This is a genomic window from Pantoea sp. BJ2 (assembly GCF_040255075.1).
Taxonomy (GTDB): Bacteria; Pseudomonadota; Gammaproteobacteria; order Enterobacterales; family Enterobacteriaceae; genus Pantoea; species Pantoea leporis.
Window position 1 is genome coordinate 1990914 of record NZ_CP158292.1, and the last position, 23960, is coordinate 2014873.

The following is a 23960-nucleotide window of genomic DNA, read 5'->3' on the forward strand; positions in this document are numbered from 1 at the left end:
GTTATTTATTACCATCCAGTGCAGATTTCATCAGGCTGTTTTTCTTCCCTCAGGAGCACGTATGGGAACGCAGGAAGTAATAAAAAATATAATCCACTTAGTGGGTGGGAAGAATAATATCAATAAAGTCTGGCATTGCATGACGCGTCTGCGCTTTGACCTTATTGATGACAATAAAGTTAACCAGAGCGAAATTAAAACCTTGCCCGGCGTATTGGGCGCGCAAATGCAGAGTGAACAATTCCAGATTATTATCGGGCCCAAGGTCAATAGCTGGTATGAGCAAATCGTTCCGGCGTTAAATAACGATGGCGTTCAGCCCGCGCAAAACGAGAAAGCGCGCAAAAGCCTGATATCGCTGTTTATGGATACCGTTTCGGGCGTATTTGGCCCGATTGTTCCCGCCATTGCTGGCGCCGGAATGATCAAAGGCTTGCTGGCTGGATTAGTGGCGTTACAGCTTGTCTCGGCCAAAAGCGATACGGTGATGGTGATTGATTTAATCGCCAGCGGCGTGTTCTATTTCCTGCCGTTCTTTTTAGCGGTCTCCGCCGCCAAAATATTTAAAACTAATGAGTATTTAGCTGCAGCCGTGGCGGCATGTTTAATGTATCCCTCTTTAATTGATGCGGCAAAATCGCTGGCGGCGCATCAGGAGGGGGCAGTAAGCGCATTTTGGCTGATGGGCGTGCTGCCGGTTTCGGTATTTAATTATGCTTCCAGCGTTATCCCGGTCATCTTCTCTGTTCTGGCTCTCAGCTATATCCATCGCGGGGTGGATCGCATTATGCCGGAAGTATTGAAAACCGTATTTACCCCAACCTTAACGCTGTTCCTGGCGGCATTAACCGCGCTGGTGGTAATTGGCCCGATGGGTATTTGGCTTGGCAAAGGTTTGGCGCTGTTTATTGAGGGCTTATTCAGTATTTCAGCAAGCTTTGCTGGCTTAATTGTCGGTGCCATTCGCCCCGTTGCGGTGCTAACCGGCATGCATCACGCGATGACACCGATTGCGCTGCAGAATTTCAGCGATCGCGGTTATGACATGTTGATGCCGATGATGTTTATGGCAAATATGTCGATTGCCGGAGCGACGTTTGCTATCTGGAAATTGACTAAAAATCGTCAGGACAAAGTGGTCACACTTTCAGCCGCCATTTCAGCGTTATTAGGCATTACAGAACCGGCGTTGTTTGGCGTGTTAACGCGCTACAAAAAAGCCTTTATTGCGGCAACGGTTTCCAGTGCGCTGGCTTCGGCCTTTATCGGTTTCTTTGGCGTGCGTTTATACGGCTATATTCTTTCCAGTATATTCAGTTTGCCGGCCTATATTGGCCCATACTTTATCTGGGCCATTTCCGGCGTCGCCATTGCGCTTATTATGTCGTTTAGTCTGACATTGATGTTGGTAGGCAAAGAACCGGATTTAGTCGCACAGCCCGAGAATAAGTAATGTTTGGTCGCCATTTATGGCGACCAATTTACGCTTAGCTCACACTCGCCACCAGCCAGTTTTCCAGCTCGCTCAGCTCATTCATCTGCTGAGGATATTCTGCTTTCAACTGCGCTAATTGCGCCAGTATGGTTTCAGGTCGATACATCGCGCCCTGCAGACGTAACGCCAGCGCTTCTAATGGCGAAGGGTTCAGGCTGTCGGTGAAAATCTGGCAGCGAGAAATCACGCCGCGTTCGACATCAAAGTGGATCTCAACGCCGCCCCAGACAAAACGCTCATTCAGCAGATGCGAGAAATCCGGTGCGTTACCAAAATTCCATTCCCAGCTGCTTAGCCGCGCAAACTGCTCTTCAAAACCAGGCAAATCAGGCAGTGCGGCGGGGGAAATATGCTCCGGTTCGCACTCTTCCTGGTAGTAAGCGAAATAGGCGGCAATCACCTCACGGCAGATCGCCTCAAAGCTGATACCTGGCACCAAATCGGCAATGTTGGCCACGCGCGATCGCACCGAGGTAATGCCTTTCGCCTGTAACTTTTTAATGTCTGGATTGAGGTAATCTGCGAGACGCGACAAATCAGCATTCATCAAAAAGGTGCCGTGATGAAAACCGCGATCCGGCGTTTCACGGTAAGCAGATCCGGAAATCTTGCGCACTTCGCCATCCACATTCACCACGATATCGTTGCGACCGGAGGCTGCAGCCGGAATGCCGAGCTGTTCCAGGGCGCGCAGGATAATCGCCGTGGAGACTGACTTATCGTATTCCGGTTTACCGGCCATAAAGGTGAAGCAGCAGTTGCCCAAGTCGTGAAACACCGCGCCGCCGCCGCTGCTGCGTCGTGCCAGCTTGATGCCGTCTTCCGCCATGCGTCGCGTGTTGCACTCTTTCCACGGATTCTGGGCGCGACCGATAACCACGGTTTCGGCGTTCTGCCAGAGAAACAGCACGCGCTGCGTTGTCGGCATCTGGCGGAAAATACACTCTTCTACTGCGAGGTTGAACCAGGGATCGTGTGAGTCAGAAATGAGTAATCGTAGTGTGGACATGATTTTTTCGGTTCCGTGAGAAAGTGCAAACCGGGACAGAGTACGCTGAAGCGGATCGAAAGGTAAGAAACAGCAGCGCATTCCATTTCAATAATAAAATGAATTAACCTCTAGACGACTGGTCTATTAGCTGTTACTTTGAATTCAAGCGCTAGACGACTGGTCTAGTTTAGACGTTTAATCCAGCAAGCAGGAGATTGATGATGAAGATTCTTATGGTTCTAACCTCACACGACCAATTGGGTAACACCGGCCGCAAAACCGGTTTCTGGCTGGAAGAGCTGGCCGCGCCTTACTACGCCTTCAAAGATGCTGGCGCAGAAATCACGCTGGCGTCACCGAAAGGGGGCAACCCGCCGTTAGATCCTAAAAGCAATGAACCCGATTTTCAGACTGAGCAAACGCATCGTTTTGAAGCGGATGCCGCAGCAACCGCGCAACTCGCCGCCACCGTGCGTCTGGACAGCGTATCGCCAGCCGATTTCGACGCGGTGTTTTACCCAGGCGGTCACGGTCCGCTGTGGGATCTAGCAGAAGATCAGCACTCTATCGCACTGATTGAAGGCTTCCTGGCCGCCAATAAGCACGTTGCGCTGGTGTGTCATGCGCCGGGCGTGCTGCGCCACGTCAAAACCCCGCAAGGAAACCCGCTGGTAGCAGGCCGTAAAGTCACCGGTTTTACCAACAGCGAAGAGGAAGCGGTCGGCCTGACTCAGGTGGTGCCTTTCCTGGTGGAAGACGAGCTGGTTGCGAAGGGCGGTCTGTATTCGAAAGGCGCGGACTGGAGTTCCTATGTCGTCAGCGATGGTTTGCTGATTACCGGACAAAACCCAACGTCTTCAGCAGAGACGGCGCAACAGTTGATCAAGCAACTGGCGCAATAAACGCATCGGGAGGCGAACCGCTGTCCGCCTCCCTTATCGCAGCAGTAAACGCATGCTTAGCGCCTAGACGACTGGTCTAGTATTTGGTAATCTACCGCTATGACGACTACATCCCAATTGCATAGCAATGAAATCCGCGATCACATCCTTGCCACTGGCCAACGCATTATGGCCGGCAAGGGTTTTTCGGCTGTCGGATTAAATGAAATCCTCACCGATGCCGGTGTGCCAAAAGGCTCGTTCTATCACTACTTCAGCTCGAAAGAGGCTTTTGGGGTGGATATGCTGGCGCGCTATTTCGATGATTATCTGGCTGAGCTAGACGCGACATTGAGCCAGCCGGGCTTGACGATGGCGCAGCGGCTGATGAATTACTGGCAGCTGTGGCGTGAATCGCAATCGTTCTCTGATTGTCAGGGCAAGTGTCTGGCGGTGAAGCTAGGCGCGGAAGTTGCCGATCTCTCGGATAGCATGCGCGTCACGCTTCAGACCGGCACGGCCGGCATTATCGTACGACTGGCGGATGCGCTAGAAGCGGGTGTTGAGGACGGTTCGCTGTCTATCGATGACAAACCTGTGCGTGTAGCGGAAAGTTTGTATCAGCTGTGGGTGGGCGCCAGCGTGATGGTGAAAATCGTGCGCAATACCGGCCCATTTGATTCCGCCATGAGCATGACGCAAAAAATCATTCGTATCACCGCTTAGTAAAAAGGGCGACTCCACAGAGCCGCCTTTTATTTTGTCGGGTCACCATTTAGCGACCTCAAATCACAAAACCGATTTCGCCGTGTTAACCACGTTCTCAACGGTAAAACCAAACTCTTTGAACAGCTGATCCGCAGGCGCTGACTCACCGAAGGTGGTCATGCCGACGATCGCGCCGTTCAGGCCGGTGTATTTGAACCAGTAATCCGCGATACCCGCTTCAATCGCCACGCGTGCGGCAACCGCTTTCGGCAGCACGGATTCACGATAAGCCGCGTCCTGCTTGTCGAAGGCGTCGGTGGATGGCATAGACACCACGCGCACCTTGCGGCCTTCCGCCGTCAGCTGATCAAACGCCGCCACCGCCAGCTCCACTTCCGAACCGGTGGCGATCAGGATCAGCTCCGGCGTACCTTCGCTGTCCTTCAGCACGTAACCGCCGCGCGCCACGTTAGCCAGCTGCTCAGCGCTACGATCCTGCTGCGCCAGGTTCTGACGCGAGAAGATCAGCGCCGACGGGCCGTCCACGCGTTCAATCGCGTACTTCCACGCTACCGCTGACTCAACCTGGTCGCACGGGCGCCACAGGCTCATGTTTGGCGTCACGCGCAGGCTGGCCATCTGCTCAACCGGCTGGTGCGTCGGGCCATCTTCGCCCAGACCAATTGAGTCGTGGGTGTACACCATGATCTGACGAATCTTCATCAGCGCGGCCATACGTGCGGCGTTGCGCGCGTACTCGACGAACATCAGGAAGGTGGCGGTGTACGGCAGGAAGCCGCCGTGCAGCGCGATACCGTTGGCGATGGCGGTCATACCGAACTCGCGCACGCCGTAATGGATGTAGTTGCCCGCCGCGTCTTCGTTGATTGGCTTCGAGCCGGACCACATGGTGAGGTTGCTCGGCGCCAGGTCAGCGGAGCCGCCCAGATATTCCGGCAGGATTTTGCCGAAGGCTTCGATGGCGTTCTGCGAGGCTTTACGGCTGGCGATTTTCGCCGGACTGGCCTGCAGCTGCTCGATGAACTTCTGCGACTCGCTGGCCCAGTTCGCCGGCAGCTCATTGTTCACGCGACGTTTGAACTCGGCAGCCAGCTCCGGATGCGCGGCGGCGTAGGCGGCAAACTTCTGGTCCCATGCGGACTCTTTCGCCTGGCCGGCTTCTTTGGCATCCCACTGCGCGTAGATGTCTGAAGGGATTTCAAACGGACCGTGGTTCCAGCCGAGCTGCTTGCGGGTCAGCGCGATTTCATCGGCACCCAGCGGCGCGCCGTGCGAGTCGTGCGTACCGGCTTTGTTCGGCGAACCAAAACCGATAACGGTTTTGCACATCAGCAGTGAAGGCTTGTCGGAAACCGCTTTGGCTTCTTCCACCGCTTTTTTAATCGCGTCCGCATTGTGACCGTCCACGCCGCGCACTACGTGCCAGCCGTAGGCTTCGAAACGTTTGGCGGTGTCGTCGGTGAACCAGCCGTCAACGTGACCGTCGATGGAGATGCCGTTGTCATCGTAGAAGGCAACCAGTTTGCCCAGCTTCAGGGTGCCGGCGATGGAGCAGACTTCGTGTGAGATGCCTTCCATCATGCAGCCGTCGCCCATAAACACGTAGGTGTTATGGTCTACGATGTCATGTCCCGGACGGTTGAACTGCGCCGCCAGCGTGCGCTCGGCAATGGCAAAACCCACTGCGTTAGCGATGCCCTGACCCAGCGGGCCGGTGGTGGTTTCAACGCCGGGTGTGTAGCCGTATTCGGGATGCCCCGGCGTTTTGGAGTGCAGCTGACGAAAATTTTTTAATTCACTGAGCGGCAAATCGTAACCGCTCAGGTGCAACAGGCTGTAAATCAGCATCGAACCGTGACCGTTCGATAAAACGAAGCGGTCGCGGTTAGCCCAGTGAGGATTGCGTGGATTGTGCTGCAAAAAGTCGAGCCACAACACTTCAGCGATGTCCGCCATGCCCAGCGGGGCGCCCGGATGTCCCGAATTGGCTTGTTGTACGCCATCCATACTCAAAGCGCGGATGGCGTTGGCTCTTTCCCGGTGTGTCGACATAAGGTTCTCCAGAGGTGCGACGTCGGCGCTTATTTAGCGTGGGATACTTGTTCGTAGTAACCGATCTTGTCTACTTTGGCGGTTGAGCCGCCACCTTCAAATTCCGATGCCAGCCAGGCATTCACGATGTTCTTCGCCAGCTCAGGCCCGATGACGCGCGCGCCCATGGTCATGATCTGCGCGTTGTTGCTCTTGCGAGCACGCTCAGCAGAGAAGGTGTCATGACACTGCGCCGCGCGCACGCCTTCCACCTTGTTGGCGACAATCGCCACGCCGATGCCGGTGCCGCACAGCAGAATGCCGCGCTCAAATTCGTTCTTCTGGATGGCGGTGGCGAGCGCAAATGCCACATCCGGGTACATCGGACGGTCGTTTTGCGCGTCATTGGTGTAATCCGTCACCACATACTCTTTCTCTTCCAGCAGCTTTTTAATCACATTTTTCAATTCGATAGCCGCATCATCGGCGCCAATTGCGATAGTTTTCATCGTCGTTCTCCAGCAGGGTGTGCAATGACGCCTGCACGTTTGTTCAGCAGGCGAGAAGATGTTCATAGTTAGCCTGCCACAAAATCAATCATATGTTCAATGGTTGTTCATATGAATTGCCTTCAGGATCGCGCCTGAATGCCTCAGAAAACCCTGTTAAACCGCCTGTGCCGAGCCGTATGGGCGCAGTAATCCGATAAATTGACCAAAATCAGATCTCATGAAGCCGCTCACACTTTCGCGTGTTGCAGTTGAGAGATGCACAATTATCCGTGTAGTGTTCATATGTTCGCATGACTATACCAATGTACAAGAAGACCCATCGAGGACTCGAACATGTGTCATTTACACCGTACCTCTCAGTACTCCTGCAGCCAGCGCCTGTTTGGCGATTGGTCAACACCACATAAAGAAATGATCACTCACGCACGTCGTGGAGGTGCGTTATGAACCAACCATCAATGACAGCGGTGGAACAATCCACCATCAGAAAAATCTCCTGGCGCTTAGTGCCGTTCGTGGCGCTGATGTTCTTTATCAACTTCCTCGATCGCACAGCGATTTCGTTTGCCGGCCCCAACGGCATGACGCAAGACCTCGGCCTCACCGCACTGCAGTTTGGCCTGGCATCGGGCATCTTCTTTATTGGCTACATTCTGCTGGAAGTGCCAAGCAACCTGGCGCTGCATAAGTTCGGCGCGCGTCGCTGGCTGGCGCGCATCATGATCAGCTGGGGCATTGTCTCGCTGCTGTTCACCTGGGTGAGCAGTGTGGAAGGCTTGTATACGCTGCGTCTGCTGCTGGGTATCGCTGAAGCCGGCTTCTTCCCAGGCGCGATTCTCTACCTCAGCATGTGGGTGCCGGGACGTCATCGCAGCAAAATCCTGTCGCTGTTCTATCTTGCCCAGCCGCTAACGGTGGTGTTCGGTGCGCCATTAGCCGCGTCCCTGATTCAGCAGCACGGCCTGTTCGGCATGGAAGGCTGGCGCGTGATGTTTATGGGCGTGTCGATTCCCGCGATTTTGATTGGTATCGTCGCGCTGTTCTGGTTGGTGGATTCGCCGCGTCAGGCCAAGTGGCTGACCGCCGAAGAGAAAACCTGGCTGACCACCGAACTGGAAGCCGAGCATCAACAGAAGCAGGGCCATCAAAAACACAGCCTGCGCTCGGTGATGGGCAACGGCCGCGTCTGGATGCTGTGCCTGATTTACTTCGGCTTTATTTATGGCCTGTATGCGCTGGCGTTCTTCCTGCCAACCATTATCGCGGGCTTCCAGCAGCAGTTCGGTACCACTTTTAACGTGATGCAGAAAGGGCTGATTACCGGCGTGCCGTATCTGATTGCGGCGGTGGTGATGTTCTTCTGGTCGAAAGATGCCACGCGTCGCGGTTGCAAAACCTGGCATATCGCCATTCCAGCGCTGGCAGGCGGCATCAGCGTGCCGCTGGCGCTGTATATGGATTCGCCGTTCACCACCATTATGGTGATTGCGATCACCGCCAGCTCCATCTTCGCTGCACTGCCGAATTTCTGGACCATACCCACGCAGTTCCTGACCGGCGCGTCTGCCGCCGCAGCCATTGCCTTGATCAATACCTTAGGAAACGTAGCGGGCTTCTCCGCGGGCTACATTACCGGCGCGCTGCATGACGCCACCAACAGCTACGCCTTGCCGATGTTTGTAGTGGGTGGATTCATGCTGCTGTCCGCGTTCCTCATGCTGTTACTTAATCGCCGTCGCTCGCCGTCTCAGCCGACCTCTTTAGCTCAGGAGCATTAATATGACGTACCTGTTTAACCAACCTTCAGCCTTTGCCGCTGAGCTTATCGAAGGCTTTGTCGCCGCCAACGCCGATAAAGTCCGTCAGGTCGCCGGAGGCGTGGTGCGCAGTACCCGCAGCCAGCCGAATACGGTGGCGGTGATTGTGGGCGGCGGGTCCGGTCACTATCCGGCGTTCGCCGGGTTGGTTGGACAAGGTCTGGCACACGGCGCGGCGATGGGTAACTTATTCGCTTCGCCGTCGGCGCAGCAGATCTACAACGTAGCGCGTGCGGCCCATAACGGCGCGGGCGTGTTGCTGATGTTCGGTAACTACGCCGGGGATGTGCTGCACTTCGGCCAGGCGTGCGAGCGTCTGCGGGCGGAAGGCATTGCCTGCGAAGTGCTGGCGGTGACCGACGATATCTCCAGCGCGGGTAAAGATGAGCTGGAGAAGCGTCGCGGTGTGGCTGGCGATCTGTGTGTGTTCAAAGCCGCCTGCGCCGCGGCTGAAGCGGGTCACGATTTATCGCAGGTTCTGCAGCTGGCACAGCACGCGAATCAACGCACGCGTACCTTTGGCGTGGCGTTTTCCGGTTGCAGCCTGCCGGGCGCTTCGCATCCGCTGTTCGAAGTGGAAAAAGGGCGCATGGCGCTGGGACTGGGCATTCACGGCGAGCCGGGGATCAAAGAGACCGACATGCCGAGTGCGGATGAGCTGGCCGAGATCTTCGTGGAGCGCTTGCTCAATGAATTGCCAGCCGACATCCCGCAGGCCGAAGGTCAGCGCGTGGCGGTGATCCTCAACGGTCTGGGCTCGGTGAAATATGAAGAGCTGTTTGTTGTCTATCGTCGCGTCGCGCAACTGCTGGAGGCCGCCAACCTGCAGGTGGTTGAGCCGGACGTCGGCGAGTTTGTCACCAGCTTCAATATGGCCGGTGCGTCACTGACGCTGATGTGGCTGGACGATCAGCTGGAAACCTTGTGGCGCGCGCCGACCAATACGCCAGCGTACCGCAAAGGCAGCGTATTGGTGGCCGAACCGTTAAGCGCCGCTGAGCGCGTTGAAAGCACGGAAGAAGCCTTGCCAGCAGCCACCGCGGAATCGCAAGAGAGTGCGAAACGCGTACTTCAGTTACTCGAATCCGTGGCGGAAACATTACAGCGTAACGCTGAACGCCTTGGCGATATCGATGCGGTGGCCGGTGACGGCGACCACGGTATCGGCATGGAGCGCGGCGTGCTGGGCGCGGTTGAGAAAGCGCGTGAAGTCGCTGCGCGCGGTGCCGGGGCGGGCAGCTTGCTGTGCCGCGCGGCAGATGCCTGGGCGGATAAAGCGGGTGGCACATCCGGCGCGTTGTGGGGCGTGGCGCTCACTGCATTGGGTACCGCGCTTGGCGATCGTCAGACACCAGATGCACAGCGTGTGGCCACCGGCGTACGTGAAGCAAAAGAAGGCATTATGCACTTTGGTAAAGCGCGCGTTGGCGATAAAACCATGGTGGATGTGCTGGTGCCGTTCAGCGACAGCCTGATTGAGGCGGTTGCCGCCGGTGCGTCGTTAACGGACGCCTGGCTGAAGGCGGCGCAGGTGGCTGATAAAGCTGCGCAGGACACCGCGCAGCTGGTGCCAAAAATGGGGCGTGCGCGTCCGCTGGCAGAAAAAAGCGTTGGCACGCCGGATGCCGGAGCCATTTCGCTGGCATTAATCGTCAATACCGTCGGCGATCTGCTAAAAGAACACAGTGCCTCTGAACAAGGAGCTTGAAGCATGTCTCAGCCAAAAATCTGGCTCGGTGTCAGTTTGAAAATGTACTTCGGCTATCAGCAAACCTTGCAATGGTGTCGTGATGTAGCGGCATTAGCCGACCATGCTGCGGTGAAAAACGGCGACGTGGGCTTGTTTGTGTTACCGGCTTATCCGGCGATTCCGGCGGTTGCAGCCATCTTCGCTGACACGCCGGTGCGCTTCGGCGCTCAGGATGTTTGCCAGGCTGAGAACGGAGCCTGGACCGGCGAAGTCAGCGCCAGTATGTTGCAGGAGTTAGGCTGCTCGCTGGCCGAAATTGGTCACGCTGAGCGCCGTCGTCATTTCCACGAAGATAAAGTGCAAATTGCTGCCAAAGTGGCGATGTCGCTGCGTCACGGCATCACGCCGGTGCTGTGCATTGGCGAAGAAGTGCAGGCAGAACCGCAGCAGGCAATCGCGCTGTGCCAACAGCAGCTGGCCGAAGCGCTGGCTGAGTCAGCGCAGCAAGGCTTAAAGGGCGAGGTGTTCTTTGCCTACGAACCGCAGTGGGCGATTGGTGCGCCGCAACCGGCTCCAGACAGCTATATCCGCGCCGTGTGCGCCGGATTGCAGCAACTCGCCACGCCGCCCGGCATCACCCTGAAAATCATTTACGGCGGCAGTGCCGGTCCGGGACTGATTCAGCGCCTTGGCGCGGATGTAAATGGCCTGTTTCTGGGGCGCTTTGCCCACGATCCCAAAGCGTTGGCACAAATTATTGATGAAGCCAGTGAGCTGGCCCAGGAGCGCCGTTAATGAGCCGTATTGGACTCAGTACCTACGCCTTTTTCTGGCGCATGTCATCGAAAGTCCCTCATCCGCTGACGCTGGAGCAGATGCTGCAACAGACCGCCGATCTCGATGTGTCGGTGTTTCAAATCTGCGATTACCCGGCGATTGAAAGCTGGACTGACGCACAACTGCTGACGCTGCGTCAGCAGGCTGATGCGCTCGGCATCACGCTGGAACTCGGCACGCGCGGCCTCGGGACTGCGCATCTGCGTCGTTATCTGCACATGGCGGAAATCCTTGATGCGCGCGTCATTCGTTCGATGTTCTACACCGCCGATCACCGTCCCACGCTCGACGAAGCCGCCGAGCTGATTGGCGCCGTGTTGCCGGATTTTGCCCGCCAGCAGGTGCGTCTCTGTCTGGAGACATACGAGCAGGTGAACAGCGGCGCGATGATGTCAGTGATCAACAAGTTCCTGTCGCCTTGGCTCGGCGTGTGTCTCGACCCCGCCAACTGTGTCGCCGGCCTCGAACTGCCAGAGCAGGTGATTGCCAACACCGCCGCGCGCGTCGGCAATCTGCATATCAAAGACTTTGCCTTCACGCGCCGTGATGGCTGGATCGGCTTTACCTTTGCCGGCTGCCCGATGGGCGAAGGCTTGCTGGATTACGACCGGATGATCGCCAGCGTGCGCCCGGCGGATAAAGGCATTAACCAAATCGTCGAACATTGGTTGCCGTGGCAAGACGATGCCGCTGTAACCTGCGAGCGAGAAGCCGAATGGACTCGCCGCACCGTGGAATTCTTACGTAGTAAACAAGATCAGGAGTAACAACATGAGCGTGCAACTGAAAACCATCACCGTGATTGGCGCGGGCGGCAAAATGGGTATGCGTATTTCTGCAAACTTCCAGAAAAGCGATTACCAGGTGTTTTACTGTGAGAACTCCCCCAAGGCGCAAGAGCAGGTGAGCGCGCAGGGGCGCGAACTTTCTGATGCCGCCTCCGTGGTGCCATTGAGCGACGTGGTGATTCTGGCGGTGCCGGATATCGTGCTGGGCAAAGTGTCTGAAGGCGTGGTGCCACAGATGAAACCGGGCGCGATTCTGCTGACGCTGGATCCGGCGGCGGCCTACGCCAATCTGATCGCCCATCGTGATGGCATTGAATACGCGGTGGCGCATCCTTGCCATCCGTCGGTATTCCTTGAGCGTTACACCAAAGAAGAACATGCCGATGCCTTTGGCGGTATCGCGGCGATTCAGCACGTGGCGGCTTCCTATGAAACTGGTTCTGATGAGCAGAAAGCCGAGCTGAGCAAGGTGATCAGCGTGATGTACGGCCCGGTGGAGCAGGTGCATTGGGTCACCGTGACGCAGCTGGCGTATCTGGAACCGACGCTGGTGGAAACCGTAGCCTGCATGGTGGGTGCGTTTATGAAAGAGGCGCTGGATGAAACCGTGAAGCACAGCGGCGTGCCGGAAGAAGCGGCTAAAGCGATGTTGTACGGCCATATTCAGATCGCGCTCGCCGTGGCGTTCCGCGCGACCAACCCGTTCTCGGATGCCTGCATGATCGCCATGGAGTACGGTCGTGAGAAGATTGTGAAACCTGACTGGAAACAGATCTTCGATCAGAAAGAGCTGGATATCGTGATTGCCCGTATGCTGAAAATCGACGCCATCAAGCGCTAAGCGTGACGCTCGATCGACTCGCGGCGCTGTGGTCTGGCGAAGCGAGTCGTATCAATGATATAACTCCCTGCCAAAGTCAGATCTCGCCCCATTTTGTAGGGTCGCCATTTATGTTGACCTGGTGCGCATCAATTCGCACCCTACATGGCGCGGTCGCAACATCTTCATATAACGCCCAAAAAGACAGGTTACGGATGGAAAAAAACACGCTTTCTCAGGACTCCGAGCTGCTGACGGAAATAGCTGTTGCCTATTATCAGGACGAAATCACCCAGGAGGAGATTGCGCGTAAGTTTGGTATTTCCCGCATTAAAGTTGGCCGGCTGCTCAAACGCGCACGCGAAGAGGGCATCGTCGAAATCAACGTGCGCTACCATCCCGTCTTCAGCACCCGCCTCGAACAACAGCTGCAAAATCGCTTCCCACAACTGCAACGTGCGCTGATAGCGCTCGATCAGCCCGATCAGGAAGAGCAGCGACGTCAGGTCGCCGCGCTGGTGTCGTCACATTTAGCGCAGTCGCTGAAAGACGACGCCATTGTTGCCGTTGGGCAAGGACGCAACGTGGCCGCTGTCGCCGATTATCCCGGCCAGGTGCCGACGCGTAATTGTCTGTTTATCAGCGGTATTGGCGGCACGCATCGTCCCGGTGATGCCATTAACGCTGACCATATCAGCCGTCGTCTGGCGAAGAAGTTCGGCGGCATCAGCGAAACGCTTTACGCGCCCGCTTATGTTGAGAACCGCGCGTTGCGCGATGCGTTTATGCAAAACGGCACCATCAAAGAGACGCTGGACCGCGCGCGTAAAGCCGACGTGGCGCTGGTGGGCATCGGCGACATGAACGAAAACAGCTATATGGTGAAACTCGGCTGGTTCACACCGCACGAAATCATCGACGCCAGCGTTAATCAGGGCGTGACGGGCGATGTCGCCGGCTACGACTTTTTTAATTCGCAGGGCCAGCATGTGGATACCGTGATGAACGATCGCGTCATTGGGCTGAGCATTGATGAACTACGCAAGATTCCCTGCGTAATTGCCATTGCCGCGGAAAATACCAAAGCGATGGCGATCCTCGGCGCACTGCGCACTGGCGCGATTGATATTATCGCCACCACCGCGCAGAACATCCGCACCATTCTGAGTTTGTCGCAGGAGAAAGTTTAGTTAAACGGTTCACTGCGTTTATTCATTAAGTCATCAACGGCGATCATCGCCGTTAATACGGCGTATTTTAAACCTGGCGTACAGCCTTATTCCGCCACGCGCAGTGCCATAACTTAACGGTCTTGTTCGTGCTATGTTCAGGATATATCCTGTATTTTTCCTTGTTGAGAATCCCTGCCTGATGACTAACGCGCGCTTGCTCTCGGTTGAAAATCTCTCGCTGCACACTCACGATCAGCGCTTGCTGGTGGATAACATCTCTTTTCATCTCGATCGCAAGGAAATCCTGGCGTTAGTTGGCGAATCGGGATCTGGCAAAACCTTGACCTCGCTGGCGCTAATGAGTTTGTTGCCGGCGGGCGTGCAGCAGAGTGGCGGCCGCGTGGTGTTCAATGGCGAGCCGCTGGATGCGCGCACAACCCAGCAATTGCGTGGTTGCCGCATCGCCACGGTGTTTCAGGAGCCGATGACCAGCATGAATCCCACGCTGCGTATTGGTGAACAGATTGCCGAAGTGCTGGTGCGGCATCGTCAGTTTGGCTGGAAACAGGCGCAGCAGGAAGCGATAGCGCTGCTGGATCGCGTCGGCATCGTCAATCCAGCGCAGCGCGCGCGGCAGTATATTCATCAGCTGTCGGGTGGCATGCGGCAACGGGTGATGATCGCCAGTGCCATTAGCGGTCAGCCGGAGTTATTGATTGCCGATGAGCCGACCACCGCGCTGGACGTGACTATTCAGGCGCAAATTCTGGCGCTGTTGCAGGAACTGCAACAGGAGATGGGCATGGGGATCTTGTTGATCACCCACGATCTCTCGGTGGTAGCGCGCTACGCCGACCGCGTCTGCGTGATGCAGCAAGGGCAACTGGTTGAACAGGGTGCGGTGCTGAGTACGCTCGGCGCGCCAACGCATCCTTACACGCGCAAATTGATTGCTGCTTCGGCAGCGCAAATCCCCGAGGCGACTGCGCCGGTTGCCCAGCCGCCGCTGCTGGTGCTGCGCGACATCAGTAAAAGCTATCCGCTGCCGCGCCGCATGCCGCTGTGGCCGGCCAAACGGCAAACCGTGTTGCATCCGGCGAATCTGTCGATTGCGCAGGGCGAAATTGTCGGACTGATTGGCGAATCCGGCTCCGGTAAAACCACATTGGGCAGTGCGGCGATTGGCCTGATTACGGCGGATGGCGGCGAAGTGCATTTTCAGGGGCAGCATTTGCAAGGACGTCAGCTGCATAGCTTACGTCGCCACACGCAGATTATTTTCCAGGATCCTTATGCCAGCCTGAATCCGAAAATCCCGGTTGGTGAGCAGATCGCCGAACCGCTGCGCGTCTGGCAACTGCGCAAAGGCGCGGCGGTGGATGCGCGAGTCAAAGAGCTGCTGGCGTTGGTGGGATTGAAAGCCGAACATGCCACCCGTCTGCCGGGCGCGTTCTCGGGCGGCCAGCGTCAGCGTATTGCCATTGCGCGCGCGCTGGCGATGGAGCCGAAGCTGCTGGTGGCGGATGAAGCGGTAGCGGCGCTGGATTTATCGGTGCGCGGGCAGATTCTGGCGCTGTTTAATACGCTGCGCCACAAGCTGGGATTATCGGTGCTGTTTATCAGCCACGATCTCGGCGCGGTGCGTCAGTTGTGCGATCGCGTGGTGGTGATGTATCACGGCAGGATTGTGGAATCGGGCGCGACCGCCAGCGTGATTAACCATCCACAGGACAATTACACCCGCCAACTGCTCGCCGCTGCGCCGGACGTGCAGCAGGCGCTGGCGCTGCGATCAGCCGCCGTGTAACAGTGGCAGTTCGTGATGTTCGGCCCATTCGTGCCAGGAACCGACGTACACCGAAACATGGGGATAGCCCGCCAGTTTTAACGCCGCCAACACCGTGGCGGCGCGGGCACCACGATGGCAATAAACCTGCAACTTCGCGTTTTTACTCAGTCCTGCCGCCTCGGCGCGTGCGGCAATCTGCTGCGCTGATAAGAAATGGCCGTTGGCGATGACATCTTCCCAGAACAGCAGCTGAGAATGCGGAATCCGTCCCGCACGCTGACAGCAGGCATGCGCAAAGCTGCCGTCAAACTCGCTGGGGCGACGGGCATCCACGTTGATCACCGCCACGCCATCCGCTGCTAGTACCTGTTCACGGCTGCACACCAGCTCGCGATTCCACGCGGGTGCGTTGGCTGCCGGTGGATGCGCCACGGTGCGGCTTAATCCCAATCCCGGCGCGAGTTCATAGCCTGCCGCAATCCAGGCATCCACGCCGCCATCCAGAATCAGCGCATCATCACGCTTGAGCAGCCAGGCGAACCAGGCGCCGCGCGGTGAACGCATGCCAACCTGCTGCTCGAAAAACACCGGCGTGGCGTTGGGATATGCGGTAAACATCGGCTGCAGCGCGGTGGCGGCTTCGGCTGCCATCACCGCTAAACCTGCCTCGCTGCAATCCTCAATAAAATAGTCGTAGACGTTACAGTGCTGCGCGCCAGGCAAGGTGGCGCGTTGCCAGTCGGCAAATTCGCGGACATCGATCAGCAGAAACGCTTCGCCGCGCGCCTGGCGCTGATGCAGTGAAAGCACATCAATGATCATGCAGAACTCCTGAAAACAGCGACTGCAATGAACCGAGCTCGTCGTGCTCGGCGGCCTGTAGCACGCGGGCGGCGAGGGCGATATCAAATACATTGAGTCCAAACGAGGAGAAATAGACGCTGTCATCGGGCTGTGGACGCCAGTGATCCAGCAGCAGCGCGGCGAAATCGGCCGCCACATCCTGCTCAGCAAACTCCCCGGCGCGGAACATCTGGAACAGGCTTTTGGCGCTGCGCTGGGCAAAATCGCCCCACGCATCCACCACCACCTTGCTGCTGGCTTTGATGGCGGCAAAACTCACTTCGTGATAACCGACCTGCACAATGATCCTGCCGGGACGTACCGCTGCGGCGTCGACAATCGGCTGGTCGGCGCTGGTACAGGTCAGCACGGCGTCATAAGGCTGCGCCAGAGCGAGTTGCAGATCGGTTTCGATCTGCACTTCGCGCAATGCACTGAGTTTAAAAGGGGAGCGGTTCCACACGCCAATCTGTTCCAGCTGCGGAAACAGCTGCTGCAGCATGCGCAGATGCGCCTGAGCATGCAAACCGGCTCCGAGCAGCAGCACGCGTTTTACCGGACGCGGTGCGGCCAGCTGTAACGCCAGTGCGCTCACCGCCGCGGTGCGCGCCGCAGTGAGTGCTCCGCTGGCCAGCAAGCCGCGCGGAATGCCGCTCTGCGCATCGTTAATCAGGGTCACGGCTAGGGCGGCGGGCAGCGCATCCGGTCGCTGTGGACGATGTGCCGTCCACTTCACGCCTGCGGCATTGTAGGTGCCGCCGACGCGTGCCGGTAAGGCATACGCTTTACCGAGCGGCGTACCGAGGTCGATGTGATTTTCGGCGGGCATCTGCGCCTCGCCGAGACGCATCAGCTGAATCACCGCTTTGACGTCTTCCAGCGCCAAAGCGACATCCCCGCCGCCTAATTGCGCGACGGTGGCTTCATCCAGTACACGCAATAAGGCTTCCATTACGCCTCCAGCAGGCGATCGGCGAAGGGATAGAGCGCCGGAGAACCGCCACAATGCACGAAGGTCACGCGCGATCCCTGCGGAATGCGCCCCTGTTCGACCAGCGAGAACAGGCCGTGCATCGCTTTACCGGTGTAAACCGGATCCAGCAGCACGCCTTCCAGTTGGGCGAGTTGATAGATGGCAGCGATGCCGCCGTCCGATGGCACGCCGTACGCCTGACCGACATAACCATCCTCAATCCAGATATCCTCCGGCTGCCACTGCTGCGGCCATTGCAGCAGATCGGCACAATCCTGCGCCATGCCGGCAATGCGTGGCTGGAACCAGTCGGCTTTGGCGCTGACGCTCACGCCAATCACCTTAGTATTGGGCCAATAGCGACGCGTGCCCACATGCAATCCCGCCAGCGTGCCGCCGGAACCGGTGGGCGCGACGATGAAATCGGGTGCGGGCATCTGGCTGGGTGCCAGCTGCGCCGCTAACTCTTCCACTGCGCGTACATAACCCAATGCGCCGAGTGGCGTTGCGCCACCCAGCGGAATAATCATGGGGGTTTCACCTTGCGCGAGAGCCGCATCCGCGTGCGCCTGCATCGCACCTTCAATCTGGCTGAAATAGCCGTCGGGATCGAGGAACTGCACCTCGGCCCCGAACAGCTTATCCAGCAGCAGATTACCCTGCCAGCTTGCGGGCGGATTGCCCCGCAACACCAGCACCGGACGCATACCAAACTTGCGTGCGGCGGCAGCCACCATGCGGGCGTGGTTCGACTGATGCCCGCCGGTGGTGATCACCACATTCACGCCTGTTTTGCAGGCCTCCGCCATCAGATACTCCAGCTTGCGGACTTTGTTGCCGCCGCCGCCGAAGCCACTGTAGTCATCACGTTTGATCGTCAGCGTAATCCCAAGTGCCTCACTGAGCCGCGGCAGCGGCTCGTGAGGAGTGGGGAAGAAGCCGAGCGGAACGCGTTCAAACTCTTCTACTGATTTCATTATTTACTACCTTTATTTTTGTGTACTGCGGTGTTTCCCTGGTGTGGCGCGACCCGGCCAATGGCCGAATCATTGAATGCGTTGAGCCACAGGCTCATGAATTGCTGGAAGCGTTCGAGTCCCGCCAGCGTGACAAACTCATTGACGGCGTGCGCGTTGCCGCCGTGGCCTAATCCGCCAATCAGAAAGGCGGGCGCGACGGCCGCGAAAGCGTAGGCGGGCGCACAGCCCGGCGCCCACGGCCAGATTTGCGGTGCCGCGCCCAGCTTTTGATAGCTGGCGATTAGGGCATCGACGCCGCTGGCGCTGCGACTAAAGCGCACGCCGGGATAGCGATCAAACAGGTGCAGCTCGCTGCCGGCTAAATCGGGTTGCGCCAGACGCTGCTGCACGTCGGCAATCATCGCGTCCTGATCGAAACCCGGCGGGATGCGAAACGCCAGCTCCGCGCTGGCACGGAACGGGATGACGCCGCGTCCGCCTGGCGGATCGCTGTGCAGTTCTGCCAGCGTTAACACCGCGCTGCCAAGCAGCGTTTGCAGGCAGCTCAGCGTGTCGCCGGCGATCATCAGGCGCTGACTGCGACGGAACTTCAGTTCGTCATCGATGCTGAATTCGGCGGCTAAGGTCGCCAATAATTGATTCGCCTCATCGTCCGTGGCGTGACACGCCAATACGCCGCTGTGTTCTGCTGGCGCGATGGCATCTAATGCCTGTACTAAACGCCACGCCGGATTGGCGATCCAACCGGCATTGCTGGCATGAATCGCGGAGGACGGTCCGCCCCATGCGCCGCCGGTGACGCTGAGGCGTCCGCTGGCCAGTCCGGTAAAGCCGAGATAGACGCGCGGTGCGCCGCCACCGTATTCGCACAGTGACGGAAACAGCACGGCTTCAGCGGGAGCAATCGGGCAAGGCTGTTGTGCCAGATATCGCCGCAGCGCGCCGCTGCCCACTTCCTCTTCGCCTTCGAGCAGGATTTCAATATTAAAATCGAGCTGCTGGCTCTGCTGCAGTTCGCGCAGCAGGATCAGCAGGGCGGCGACTGGGCCTTTGTTGTTCTCTGCACCGCGTCCGACAAATACCGCGCCGAGATCGTCCCAGTGACACACGCCACCGACAAACGGCGGCACATCCCAGCCGGCATCATCCGCAGGCATTACGTCATACATGTTGTACAGCACCACGGTTTTGCTGCTGCCGTTATCGATGCGTACATGGACCAGCGGCGGGACATCATCGGTTTGAGACGCCACCGGATAGACGATCGCGGCATTCAGCTGCGCCACCATCCACTGTTCCAGCCAGGCAGCCAACCCGCGCTGCGAGGATAACTGACCGGCCACGCTTGGCCAGCGCGTCAGTTCACTCAGCAGTTCAAGCGTGGCGTCAAGGCGACTCATAAACGAATCCTCGGGTTCAGCACCAGATAGAGCAGGTCGATCAACAAATTGATCGCCACGAACACCACGGCGGCGAGCAACACAATCGCCTGCACCAGCGGGAAATCGCGGTTTTGAATCGCCTGAATCGCCAGACGACCAATGCCGGGCCAGGCAAAAATAATCTCGGTTACCAGTGCGCCGCCGAGCAGCGAGGCGAAATACATGCCCTGTACGGTGATCACCGGGATCAGCGCGTTACGCAAACCGTGGCGTACCACGATGCGCCAGGCGCTGAGCCCTTTGGCGCGCGCGGTGCGGATATAATCCTGTTGCAGCACATCCAGCAGGCTGGCGCGCGTCAGGCGTGCCACGGCGCTCATGTAAAACGCACCCAGACTGAGCGCCGGCATTACCAGCGCGGCGAAAGTGCCGTAACCGCTGGAGGGCAGCCACTGTAACTTCAGGCTGAATAGCAGAATCAGCAGCAGCCCGAGCCAGAACACCGGAATCGCCTGGCCGGAGAAGGCCAGCAGGCGGCATAACAAATCCCACAGGCTGTGCGGCCGCAGGGCGCTGATAATGCCGAGCAGCAGACCGAGCAGCGAACTCCATGCCAGCGCACTCACCGCCAGCAGCGCCGTCGCCGGCAGACGTTCGGCAATCAACGCCAATACCGGCTGGCTGTAGCGCAGCGATTCACCAAAATCCCCGTGCAGCACGCCGCCAAGATAGTGGCTGTATTGCCACAGCAGCGGACGATCAAAGCCCATGCTATGACGAAAAGTATCGATCTCCTGCTGGCTGGAGCCGGGCGGCATCATCAGCGCCGCCGGATCGCCCGTCATGTGCAGGCTAAAGAAAATCAGCAGCGACACGCCGAGCAGCACTAATACCGATTGGCCAAGGCGATTGAGCAGAATGTTCAGCATCTTAATCCAGCCTTGTATGCGTGCGACGTAGCAGCGCATCGCCGAGCAGGTTGCAGCCAATCACCAGCGCCGCAATCACCAAACCGGGATAGAGCACCAGCCATTGCGACAGCAGCATGTAAGAGCGACCTTCGCCAATCAGGTTGCCCAGCGTTGGCGTGGGTGGCTGAATGCCCATGCCGAGAAAACCCACTGAGGCTTCGAGCACGATCAGGCGTGGGATATCCAGCGTTAGCAACACCACCAGCGGCGTCAGCAGATTGGGCAGGATATGCCGTAGCAGTATGCGCAGCGGCGAAAAGCCCATGGCGCGCACCGCCTGAATATATTCCAGTTCCCGAATCTCTAAGGTTTTGGCGCGCGCCACGCGGGCATAAATCGCCCAGCTGGTGCAGCCCATAATCACAATGATGTTGGTCAGTGACGCGCCCATCAGCGCAATTACCAGCAAAATCAACAGAATAAACGGTACCGCCAGCTGGATGTCGATCAGTCGCATGATCAGCGCATCAACCCAACCGCCGGCGTAACCGGCGATCATACCGAGCGCGACGCCAATCACCGCGCCAATCGCCGCCGCGACCAGCACCACCAGCAGCGACAAGCGCGTGCCGGAGAGAATGCGCGCCAGCAGATCGCGGCCCAGTTGATCGGTGCCGAGCCAATGCGTGGCTTGCGCACCGGGTGAACCCGGCGGCAGGAACATCTCATTGAGATTGTTACTTAAGGCATCGGGCAACGGCAGCCACGGAGAGAGCAGCGCCGCGGCAATCACCACGATCAGCAAAAGGCTGCCGATTACCGCATCGCCGTAAATCAGGCGGCGTGGACGGCGCTGCAGCACGGTGCCCGGTGAAATCATTTCAGCCTCAGATCAAACAGCGGGATGCGGGCATCGACGCGGCCTTTGAAGTTGAGCGACGTGCTGTGCGCATACAAGGTATCTTCACGGTACAGCGGCAGCAGCGGCTGTTGTTCCGCGACGCGTTGCTGAATCTGCTCTAACACTTTTTTGCGCGCAACGGGATCGACAATCTGGCGGCTTTGATCGAGCAGCTTATCCAGCTCTGCATCATGCACGGTGGAATAGGGCTCGCCGCTGCGCAGGATGGGGAACAGCGCGGCATCGGCATCCAGCGTCTGCGTGGATCCCCACGCCAGCATATACATCGGAGCCTGTTTCTGGGACGCGACCTGCTGGGTGTAAACCGACCATTCCGGTACCTCCAGCTCGGCTTTCACGCCAATGGCGGCTAAATCCTGCACGATGGCTTGCGCCACATCGGCGCTGGCAATATAGCGGCGCGGCGCCTGGAAGCGCAGGGTAAAGCCGTTGGCGTAACCGGCTGCAGCCAGCAGCGACTTGGCTTTCGCCACATCCTGCGCGGTGGCTGGAACCGCCAGATAACCAAAGTCATTGGCTCCGGCCATGGTGCCGGTTGGCGTGCCAAAGCCGTGCAGCAGCTGTTGGGTATAAGCCTGACGGTTTAACGCCAGCGAAAGCGCCTGACGGACGCGCACATCACTCAGCGGTTTCTCATCATCTTTAAGACCGAGGTAAATCGTCAGTCCGCCGCCTTTCACCTGTTCCAGTTCGACGTTGGGGCGATTTTTCAGCGCGGGGACTAAATCGGCTGGCACGCTTTCAATCAGTTGCACTTCGCCGGTCAGCAGTGCGGTGAGGCGTGCGGTGGCTTCGGGAATCGGACGCCAGGTAACGCGATCAATCGCCGGTTTGCCGCGCCAGTAAGTTTCATTGGCGACCATCACCACTTTTTCATCCGGGATAAAGCTATCCAGCTTGTAAGCGCCGCTGCCTACCGGTTTGCGTGCGAACTCGCTGGCGCCGACTTTCTTCACGTACGCTGGCGGCACAATGTAAGCCGGGTAGCGGCTCATGCGCGTGGGCAGCAGAGGATCCGGGCCGTTGGTGTGGATCTGCACCTGATAGTCGTTGATCACGTCCACTGATTTGATGGTGCGGATATAGGAAATCGTCGGTGCGTGATTGGCGGGGTCTAAAATACGATCGATGGAGAACTTCACCGCTTCGGCGTTCACCGGCTCGCCATCGGTAAATTTCACGCCCTGGCGCAGGGTAAATTGCCAGGTGGTGTCGTTAATCGCTTTCCACTCAGTGGCTAAGCCCGGCTGTAATGACATGTCATCGGCGCGGCGCACTAAGGTATCGAAGAGGTTGTCGACTAAGGTGGCAGATTCTTTAAGAAAGCCGGGATCCATCGCCGTGGCAGACGTGGGTTGGCCAATGGTCAATTCCGCTGCCTGTACGGCTGGCATCAGAGCAAATAGCAACGCGGTGGTGGCAAACTTCACTGCAGGTAATCTCATAACGTTTCCCAAAATTGCCAACGGCAAGGTAGTGAAAAGAGTGGATACTGCCAGAATCAAGACTGTGCTTATTTGTAATACATGATATATCCTATAATCTGGCAAGTTGGCAATAAAACATTAAAAATAACTTACCATTTGCGAAATTCAGTAGAAGGCCCTCAACGTATGATCGAAATGGATAAAGCGCAGCGCATGAGTTTGACCGCGCAGGTCGAATCGTCACTGCGCAGCGCGCTGATTGTTGGCAAGTTAAAACCTGGCGCACGGCTGGTGACGCGCGATTTGGCGGCTCAATTGGGTACCAGCATCACGCCGGTGCGTGAAGCCTTGTTGCGACTGGTTTCTGCCGGAGCATTAGACGCCACGCCAGCTGCGGCGTTTCTGGTTCCGGAAATGACGCGCCAGCGCTTTGATGAGATTACGCTGATTCGTAAGCAGCTTGAAGGTTTAGCGGTGAGGGCGGCGACGCCATTTTTGGGAAAAAAACAGATTTCCGAGCTGAAAAAACTCTGCGCGCGCTTTATGCAAGCCAAACAAAGCGGTGATGCCGAGGCGGCGTTAGAAGCCAATCGCGCGTTCCGTTTTACGCTCTATGGCTATGCGCAAATGCCAACGCTGGAGGCGCTGATCGAACAGCTTTGGGTGCAGATCGGTCCGTGCTTTAACTATCTCTATCCGCAGCCGGCCGAGGTGGTGAATGGGCATCATAACTATGATCACCTGCTGGAAGCGTTACAGGCCGGCGATGCGGTCACCAGTGAAAAGATATTGATGAAAGCGATTGATGATGGGGCTGCGATTTTGCATCAACATTATTTTAATCAGTGATTCATGTTTGAAGGTCGTCATTAATGATGACCCTTCGGTGGCCTTTAACCGCGCGGTCACCGCAATGACATAAAACCTTCATTTCCTTCCGCTAGCTTACCGCCATTCTGATTTCTGGATT

Annotated in this window: 21 protein-coding genes; 11 read left to right on the plus strand and 10 right to left on the minus strand. The window is 57.6% G+C overall.

Translation table 11 applies throughout. From position 1 onward, the window contains the following. The first annotated feature begins 61 nt into the window (after positions 1-61). Complete coding sequence (locus tag AAF463_RS09200) at positions 62-1453, plus strand: PTS transporter subunit EIIC (RefSeq protein ID WP_350261917.1); 1392 nt, start codon at positions 62-64, stop codon at positions 1451-1453. A 34-nt stretch (positions 1454-1487) separates the two neighbouring features. Here the strand turns inward: AAF463_RS09200 and AAF463_RS09205 are convergent, their stop codons facing one another. Continuing rightward, a complete protein-coding gene (locus AAF463_RS09205) occupies positions 1488-2504 on the minus strand; it encodes a lipoate--protein ligase A (protein ID WP_350261918.1) in 1017 nt (338 codons plus the stop codon). Positions 2505-2707: 203 nt separating this feature from the next. Between AAF463_RS09205 and AAF463_RS09210 the strand changes: the two genes are divergently transcribed. Continuing rightward, positions 2708-3388, plus strand: coding sequence for a type 1 glutamine amidotransferase domain-containing protein (locus AAF463_RS09210; protein WP_192411975.1), 681 nt, complete (start codon positions 2708-2710; stop codon positions 3386-3388). 99 nt (positions 3389-3487) lie between these two features. Then, the gene (locus tag AAF463_RS09215; RefSeq protein WP_350261919.1) at positions 3488-4093 is read left to right on the plus strand and encodes a TetR/AcrR family transcriptional regulator; all 606 of its coding nucleotides are present in this window, start codon (positions 3488-3490) and stop codon (positions 4091-4093) included. A 63-nt stretch (positions 4094-4156) separates the two neighbouring features. On the opposite strand, the gene tkt is transcribed toward AAF463_RS09215, so the two are convergent. Together tkt and AAF463_RS09225 are read right to left on the minus strand one after the other, a co-directional pair. Then, complete coding sequence (tkt, locus tag AAF463_RS09220; protein WP_192233814.1) at positions 4157-6148, minus strand: transketolase; 1992 nt, start codon at positions 6146-6148, stop codon at positions 4157-4159. A 29-nt stretch (positions 6149-6177) separates the two neighbouring features. Continuing rightward, entirely contained in the window at positions 6178-6636 is a 459-nt protein-coding gene (locus tag AAF463_RS09225; RefSeq protein ID WP_101764432.1) for an RpiB/LacA/LacB family sugar-phosphate isomerase, read from the minus strand. Between the two features lie 446 nt (positions 6637-7082). Here AAF463_RS09225 and AAF463_RS09230 point away from each other — a divergent pair, with 446 nt between their 5' ends. The 7 genes from AAF463_RS09230 to AAF463_RS09260 all read left to right on the plus strand — a co-directional run bounded on the left by AAF463_RS09230 (position 7083) and on the right by AAF463_RS09260 (position 15570). Further along, positions 7083-8417: an MFS transporter gene (locus AAF463_RS09230; RefSeq protein ID WP_350261920.1), complete on the plus strand. Its 1335-nt coding sequence runs from the start codon at positions 7083-7085 to the stop codon at positions 8415-8417. A 1-nt stretch (position 8418) separates the two neighbouring features. After that, on the plus strand, positions 8419-10164 hold the full coding sequence (locus AAF463_RS09235) for a dihydroxyacetone kinase family protein (protein WP_350261921.1): 1746 nt from the start codon (positions 8419-8421) through the stop codon (positions 10162-10164). A gap of 3 nt (positions 10165-10167) precedes the next feature. Then, positions 10168-10941: a triose-phosphate isomerase family protein gene (locus AAF463_RS09240; RefSeq protein WP_101764429.1), complete on the plus strand. Its 774-nt coding sequence runs from the start codon at positions 10168-10170 to the stop codon at positions 10939-10941. Beyond that, the gene (locus AAF463_RS09245) at positions 10941-11750 is read left to right on the plus strand and encodes a TIM barrel protein (protein ID WP_350261922.1); all 810 of its coding nucleotides are present in this window, start codon (positions 10941-10943) and stop codon (positions 11748-11750) included. The genes AAF463_RS09240 and AAF463_RS09245 overlap by 1 nt, the downstream gene beginning before the upstream one ends. A 4-nt stretch (positions 11751-11754) precedes the next feature. Then, on the plus strand, positions 11755-12612 hold the full coding sequence (locus tag AAF463_RS09250; RefSeq protein ID WP_101764427.1) for a phosphogluconate dehydrogenase C-terminal domain-containing protein: 858 nt from the start codon (positions 11755-11757) through the stop codon (positions 12610-12612). 194 nt (positions 12613-12806) lie between these two features. Then, on the plus strand, positions 12807-13781 hold the full coding sequence (locus tag AAF463_RS09255; RefSeq protein ID WP_008104043.1) for a sugar-binding transcriptional regulator: 975 nt from the start codon (positions 12807-12809) through the stop codon (positions 13779-13781). 181 nt (positions 13782-13962) lie between these two features. Further along, positions 13963-15570 carry an ABC transporter ATP-binding protein gene (locus AAF463_RS09260; protein ID WP_192233821.1) on the plus strand — a complete coding sequence of 536 codons (1608 nt, stop codon included), beginning with the start codon at positions 13963-13965 and terminating at the stop codon, positions 15568-15570. On the opposite strand, the gene AAF463_RS09265 is transcribed toward AAF463_RS09260, so the two are convergent. The 7 genes from AAF463_RS09265 to AAF463_RS09295 are packed head-to-tail and all read right to left on the minus strand — an operon-like array spanning position 15556 to position 23008. Beyond that, positions 15556-16374: a rhodanese-like domain-containing protein gene (locus AAF463_RS09265; RefSeq protein ID WP_350261923.1), complete on the minus strand. Its 819-nt coding sequence runs from the start codon at positions 16372-16374 to the stop codon at positions 15556-15558. The two genes, AAF463_RS09260 and AAF463_RS09265, sit on opposite strands and share 15 nt — an antisense overlap. Beyond that, positions 16364-17347 (minus strand): ornithine cyclodeaminase, encoded by a 984-nt coding sequence (locus tag AAF463_RS09270; RefSeq protein ID WP_350261924.1) that lies wholly within the window; start codon positions 17345-17347, stop codon positions 16364-16366. Before AAF463_RS09270 ends, AAF463_RS09265 begins: the two co-directional genes overlap by 11 nt. Continuing rightward, a complete protein-coding gene (locus AAF463_RS09275) occupies positions 17347-18345 on the minus strand; it encodes a D-cysteine desulfhydrase family protein (RefSeq protein WP_192411853.1) in 999 nt (332 codons plus the stop codon). Before AAF463_RS09275 ends, AAF463_RS09270 begins: the two co-directional genes overlap by 1 nt. Beyond that, positions 18345-19748, minus strand: coding sequence for a M20/M25/M40 family metallo-hydrolase (locus AAF463_RS09280; RefSeq protein ID WP_350261925.1), 1404 nt, complete (start codon positions 19746-19748; stop codon positions 18345-18347). The genes AAF463_RS09275 and AAF463_RS09280 overlap by 1 nt, the downstream gene beginning before the upstream one ends. After that, positions 19745-20659, minus strand: a complete 915-nt coding sequence (locus AAF463_RS09285) for an ABC transporter permease (protein ID WP_110866134.1) — start codon at positions 20657-20659, stop codon at positions 19745-19747. The genes AAF463_RS09280 and AAF463_RS09285 overlap by 4 nt, the downstream gene beginning before the upstream one ends. Position 20660: 1 nt before the next feature. Continuing rightward, positions 20661-21521 carry an ABC transporter permease gene (locus tag AAF463_RS09290; RefSeq protein ID WP_101764420.1) on the minus strand — a complete coding sequence of 287 codons (861 nt, stop codon included), beginning with the start codon at positions 21519-21521 and terminating at the stop codon, positions 20661-20663. Continuing rightward, complete coding sequence (locus AAF463_RS09295; protein WP_110866135.1) at positions 21518-23008, minus strand: ABC transporter substrate-binding protein; 1491 nt, start codon at positions 23006-23008, stop codon at positions 21518-21520. The genes AAF463_RS09290 and AAF463_RS09295 overlap by 4 nt, the downstream gene beginning before the upstream one ends. Before the next feature lie 168 nt (positions 23009-23176). Here AAF463_RS09295 and AAF463_RS09300 point away from each other — a divergent pair, with 168 nt between their 5' ends. Continuing rightward, on the plus strand, positions 23177-23839 hold the full coding sequence (locus tag AAF463_RS09300) for a GntR family transcriptional regulator (RefSeq protein ID WP_101764418.1): 663 nt from the start codon (positions 23177-23179) through the stop codon (positions 23837-23839). Positions 23840-23960: the final 121 nt, after the last annotated feature.

Coding starts and splice junctions, on each gene's coding strand:
- AAF463_RS09210 (WP_192411975.1), top strand. CDS start 2,708: ATGAAGATTCTTATGGTTCTAACCTCACACGACCAATTGGGTAACACC.
- AAF463_RS09270 (WP_350261924.1), bottom strand. CDS start 17,347: ATGGAAGCCTTATTGCGTGTACTGGATGAAGCCACCGTCGCGCAATTA.
- AAF463_RS09255 (WP_008104043.1), top strand. CDS start 12,807: ATGGAAAAAAACACGCTTTCTCAGGACTCCGAGCTGCTGACGGAAATA.
- AAF463_RS09240 (WP_101764429.1), top strand. CDS start 10,168: ATGTCTCAGCCAAAAATCTGGCTCGGTGTCAGTTTGAAAATGTACTTC.
- AAF463_RS09215 (WP_350261919.1), top strand. CDS start 3,488: ATGACGACTACATCCCAATTGCATAGCAATGAAATCCGCGATCACATC.
- AAF463_RS09260 (WP_192233821.1), top strand. CDS start 13,963: ATGACTAACGCGCGCTTGCTCTCGGTTGAAAATCTCTCGCTGCACACT.
- AAF463_RS09280 (WP_350261925.1), bottom strand. CDS start 19,748: ATGAGTCGCCTTGACGCCACGCTTGAACTGCTGAGTGAACTGACGCGC.
- AAF463_RS09235 (WP_350261921.1), top strand. CDS start 8,419: ATGACGTACCTGTTTAACCAACCTTCAGCCTTTGCCGCTGAGCTTATC.
- tkt (WP_192233814.1), bottom strand. CDS start 6,148: ATGTCGACACACCGGGAAAGAGCCAACGCCATCCGCGCTTTGAGTATG.
- AAF463_RS09275 (WP_192411853.1), bottom strand. CDS start 18,345: ATGAAATCAGTAGAAGAGTTTGAACGCGTTCCGCTCGGCTTCTTCCCC.
- AAF463_RS09200 (WP_350261917.1), top strand. CDS start 62: ATGGGAACGCAGGAAGTAATAAAAAATATAATCCACTTAGTGGGTGGG.
- AAF463_RS09295 (WP_110866135.1), bottom strand. CDS start 23,008: ATGAGATTACCTGCAGTGAAGTTTGCCACCACCGCGTTGCTATTTGCT.
- AAF463_RS09225 (WP_101764432.1), bottom strand. CDS start 6,636: ATGAAAACTATCGCAATTGGCGCCGATGATGCGGCTATCGAATTGAAA.
- AAF463_RS09250 (WP_101764427.1), top strand. CDS start 11,755: ATGAGCGTGCAACTGAAAACCATCACCGTGATTGGCGCGGGCGGCAAA.
- AAF463_RS09290 (WP_101764420.1), bottom strand. CDS start 21,521: ATGATTTCACCGGGCACCGTGCTGCAGCGCCGTCCACGCCGCCTGATT.
- AAF463_RS09245 (WP_350261922.1), top strand. CDS start 10,941: ATGAGCCGTATTGGACTCAGTACCTACGCCTTTTTCTGGCGCATGTCA.
- AAF463_RS09265 (WP_350261923.1), bottom strand. CDS start 16,374: ATGATCATTGATGTGCTTTCACTGCATCAGCGCCAGGCGCGCGGCGAA.
- AAF463_RS09300 (WP_101764418.1), top strand. CDS start 23,177: ATGATCGAAATGGATAAAGCGCAGCGCATGAGTTTGACCGCGCAGGTC.
- AAF463_RS09285 (WP_110866134.1), bottom strand. CDS start 20,659: ATGCTGAACATTCTGCTCAATCGCCTTGGCCAATCGGTATTAGTGCTG.
- AAF463_RS09230 (WP_350261920.1), top strand. CDS start 7,083: ATGAACCAACCATCAATGACAGCGGTGGAACAATCCACCATCAGAAAA.
- AAF463_RS09205 (WP_350261918.1), bottom strand. CDS start 2,504: ATGTCCACACTACGATTACTCATTTCTGACTCACACGATCCCTGGTTC.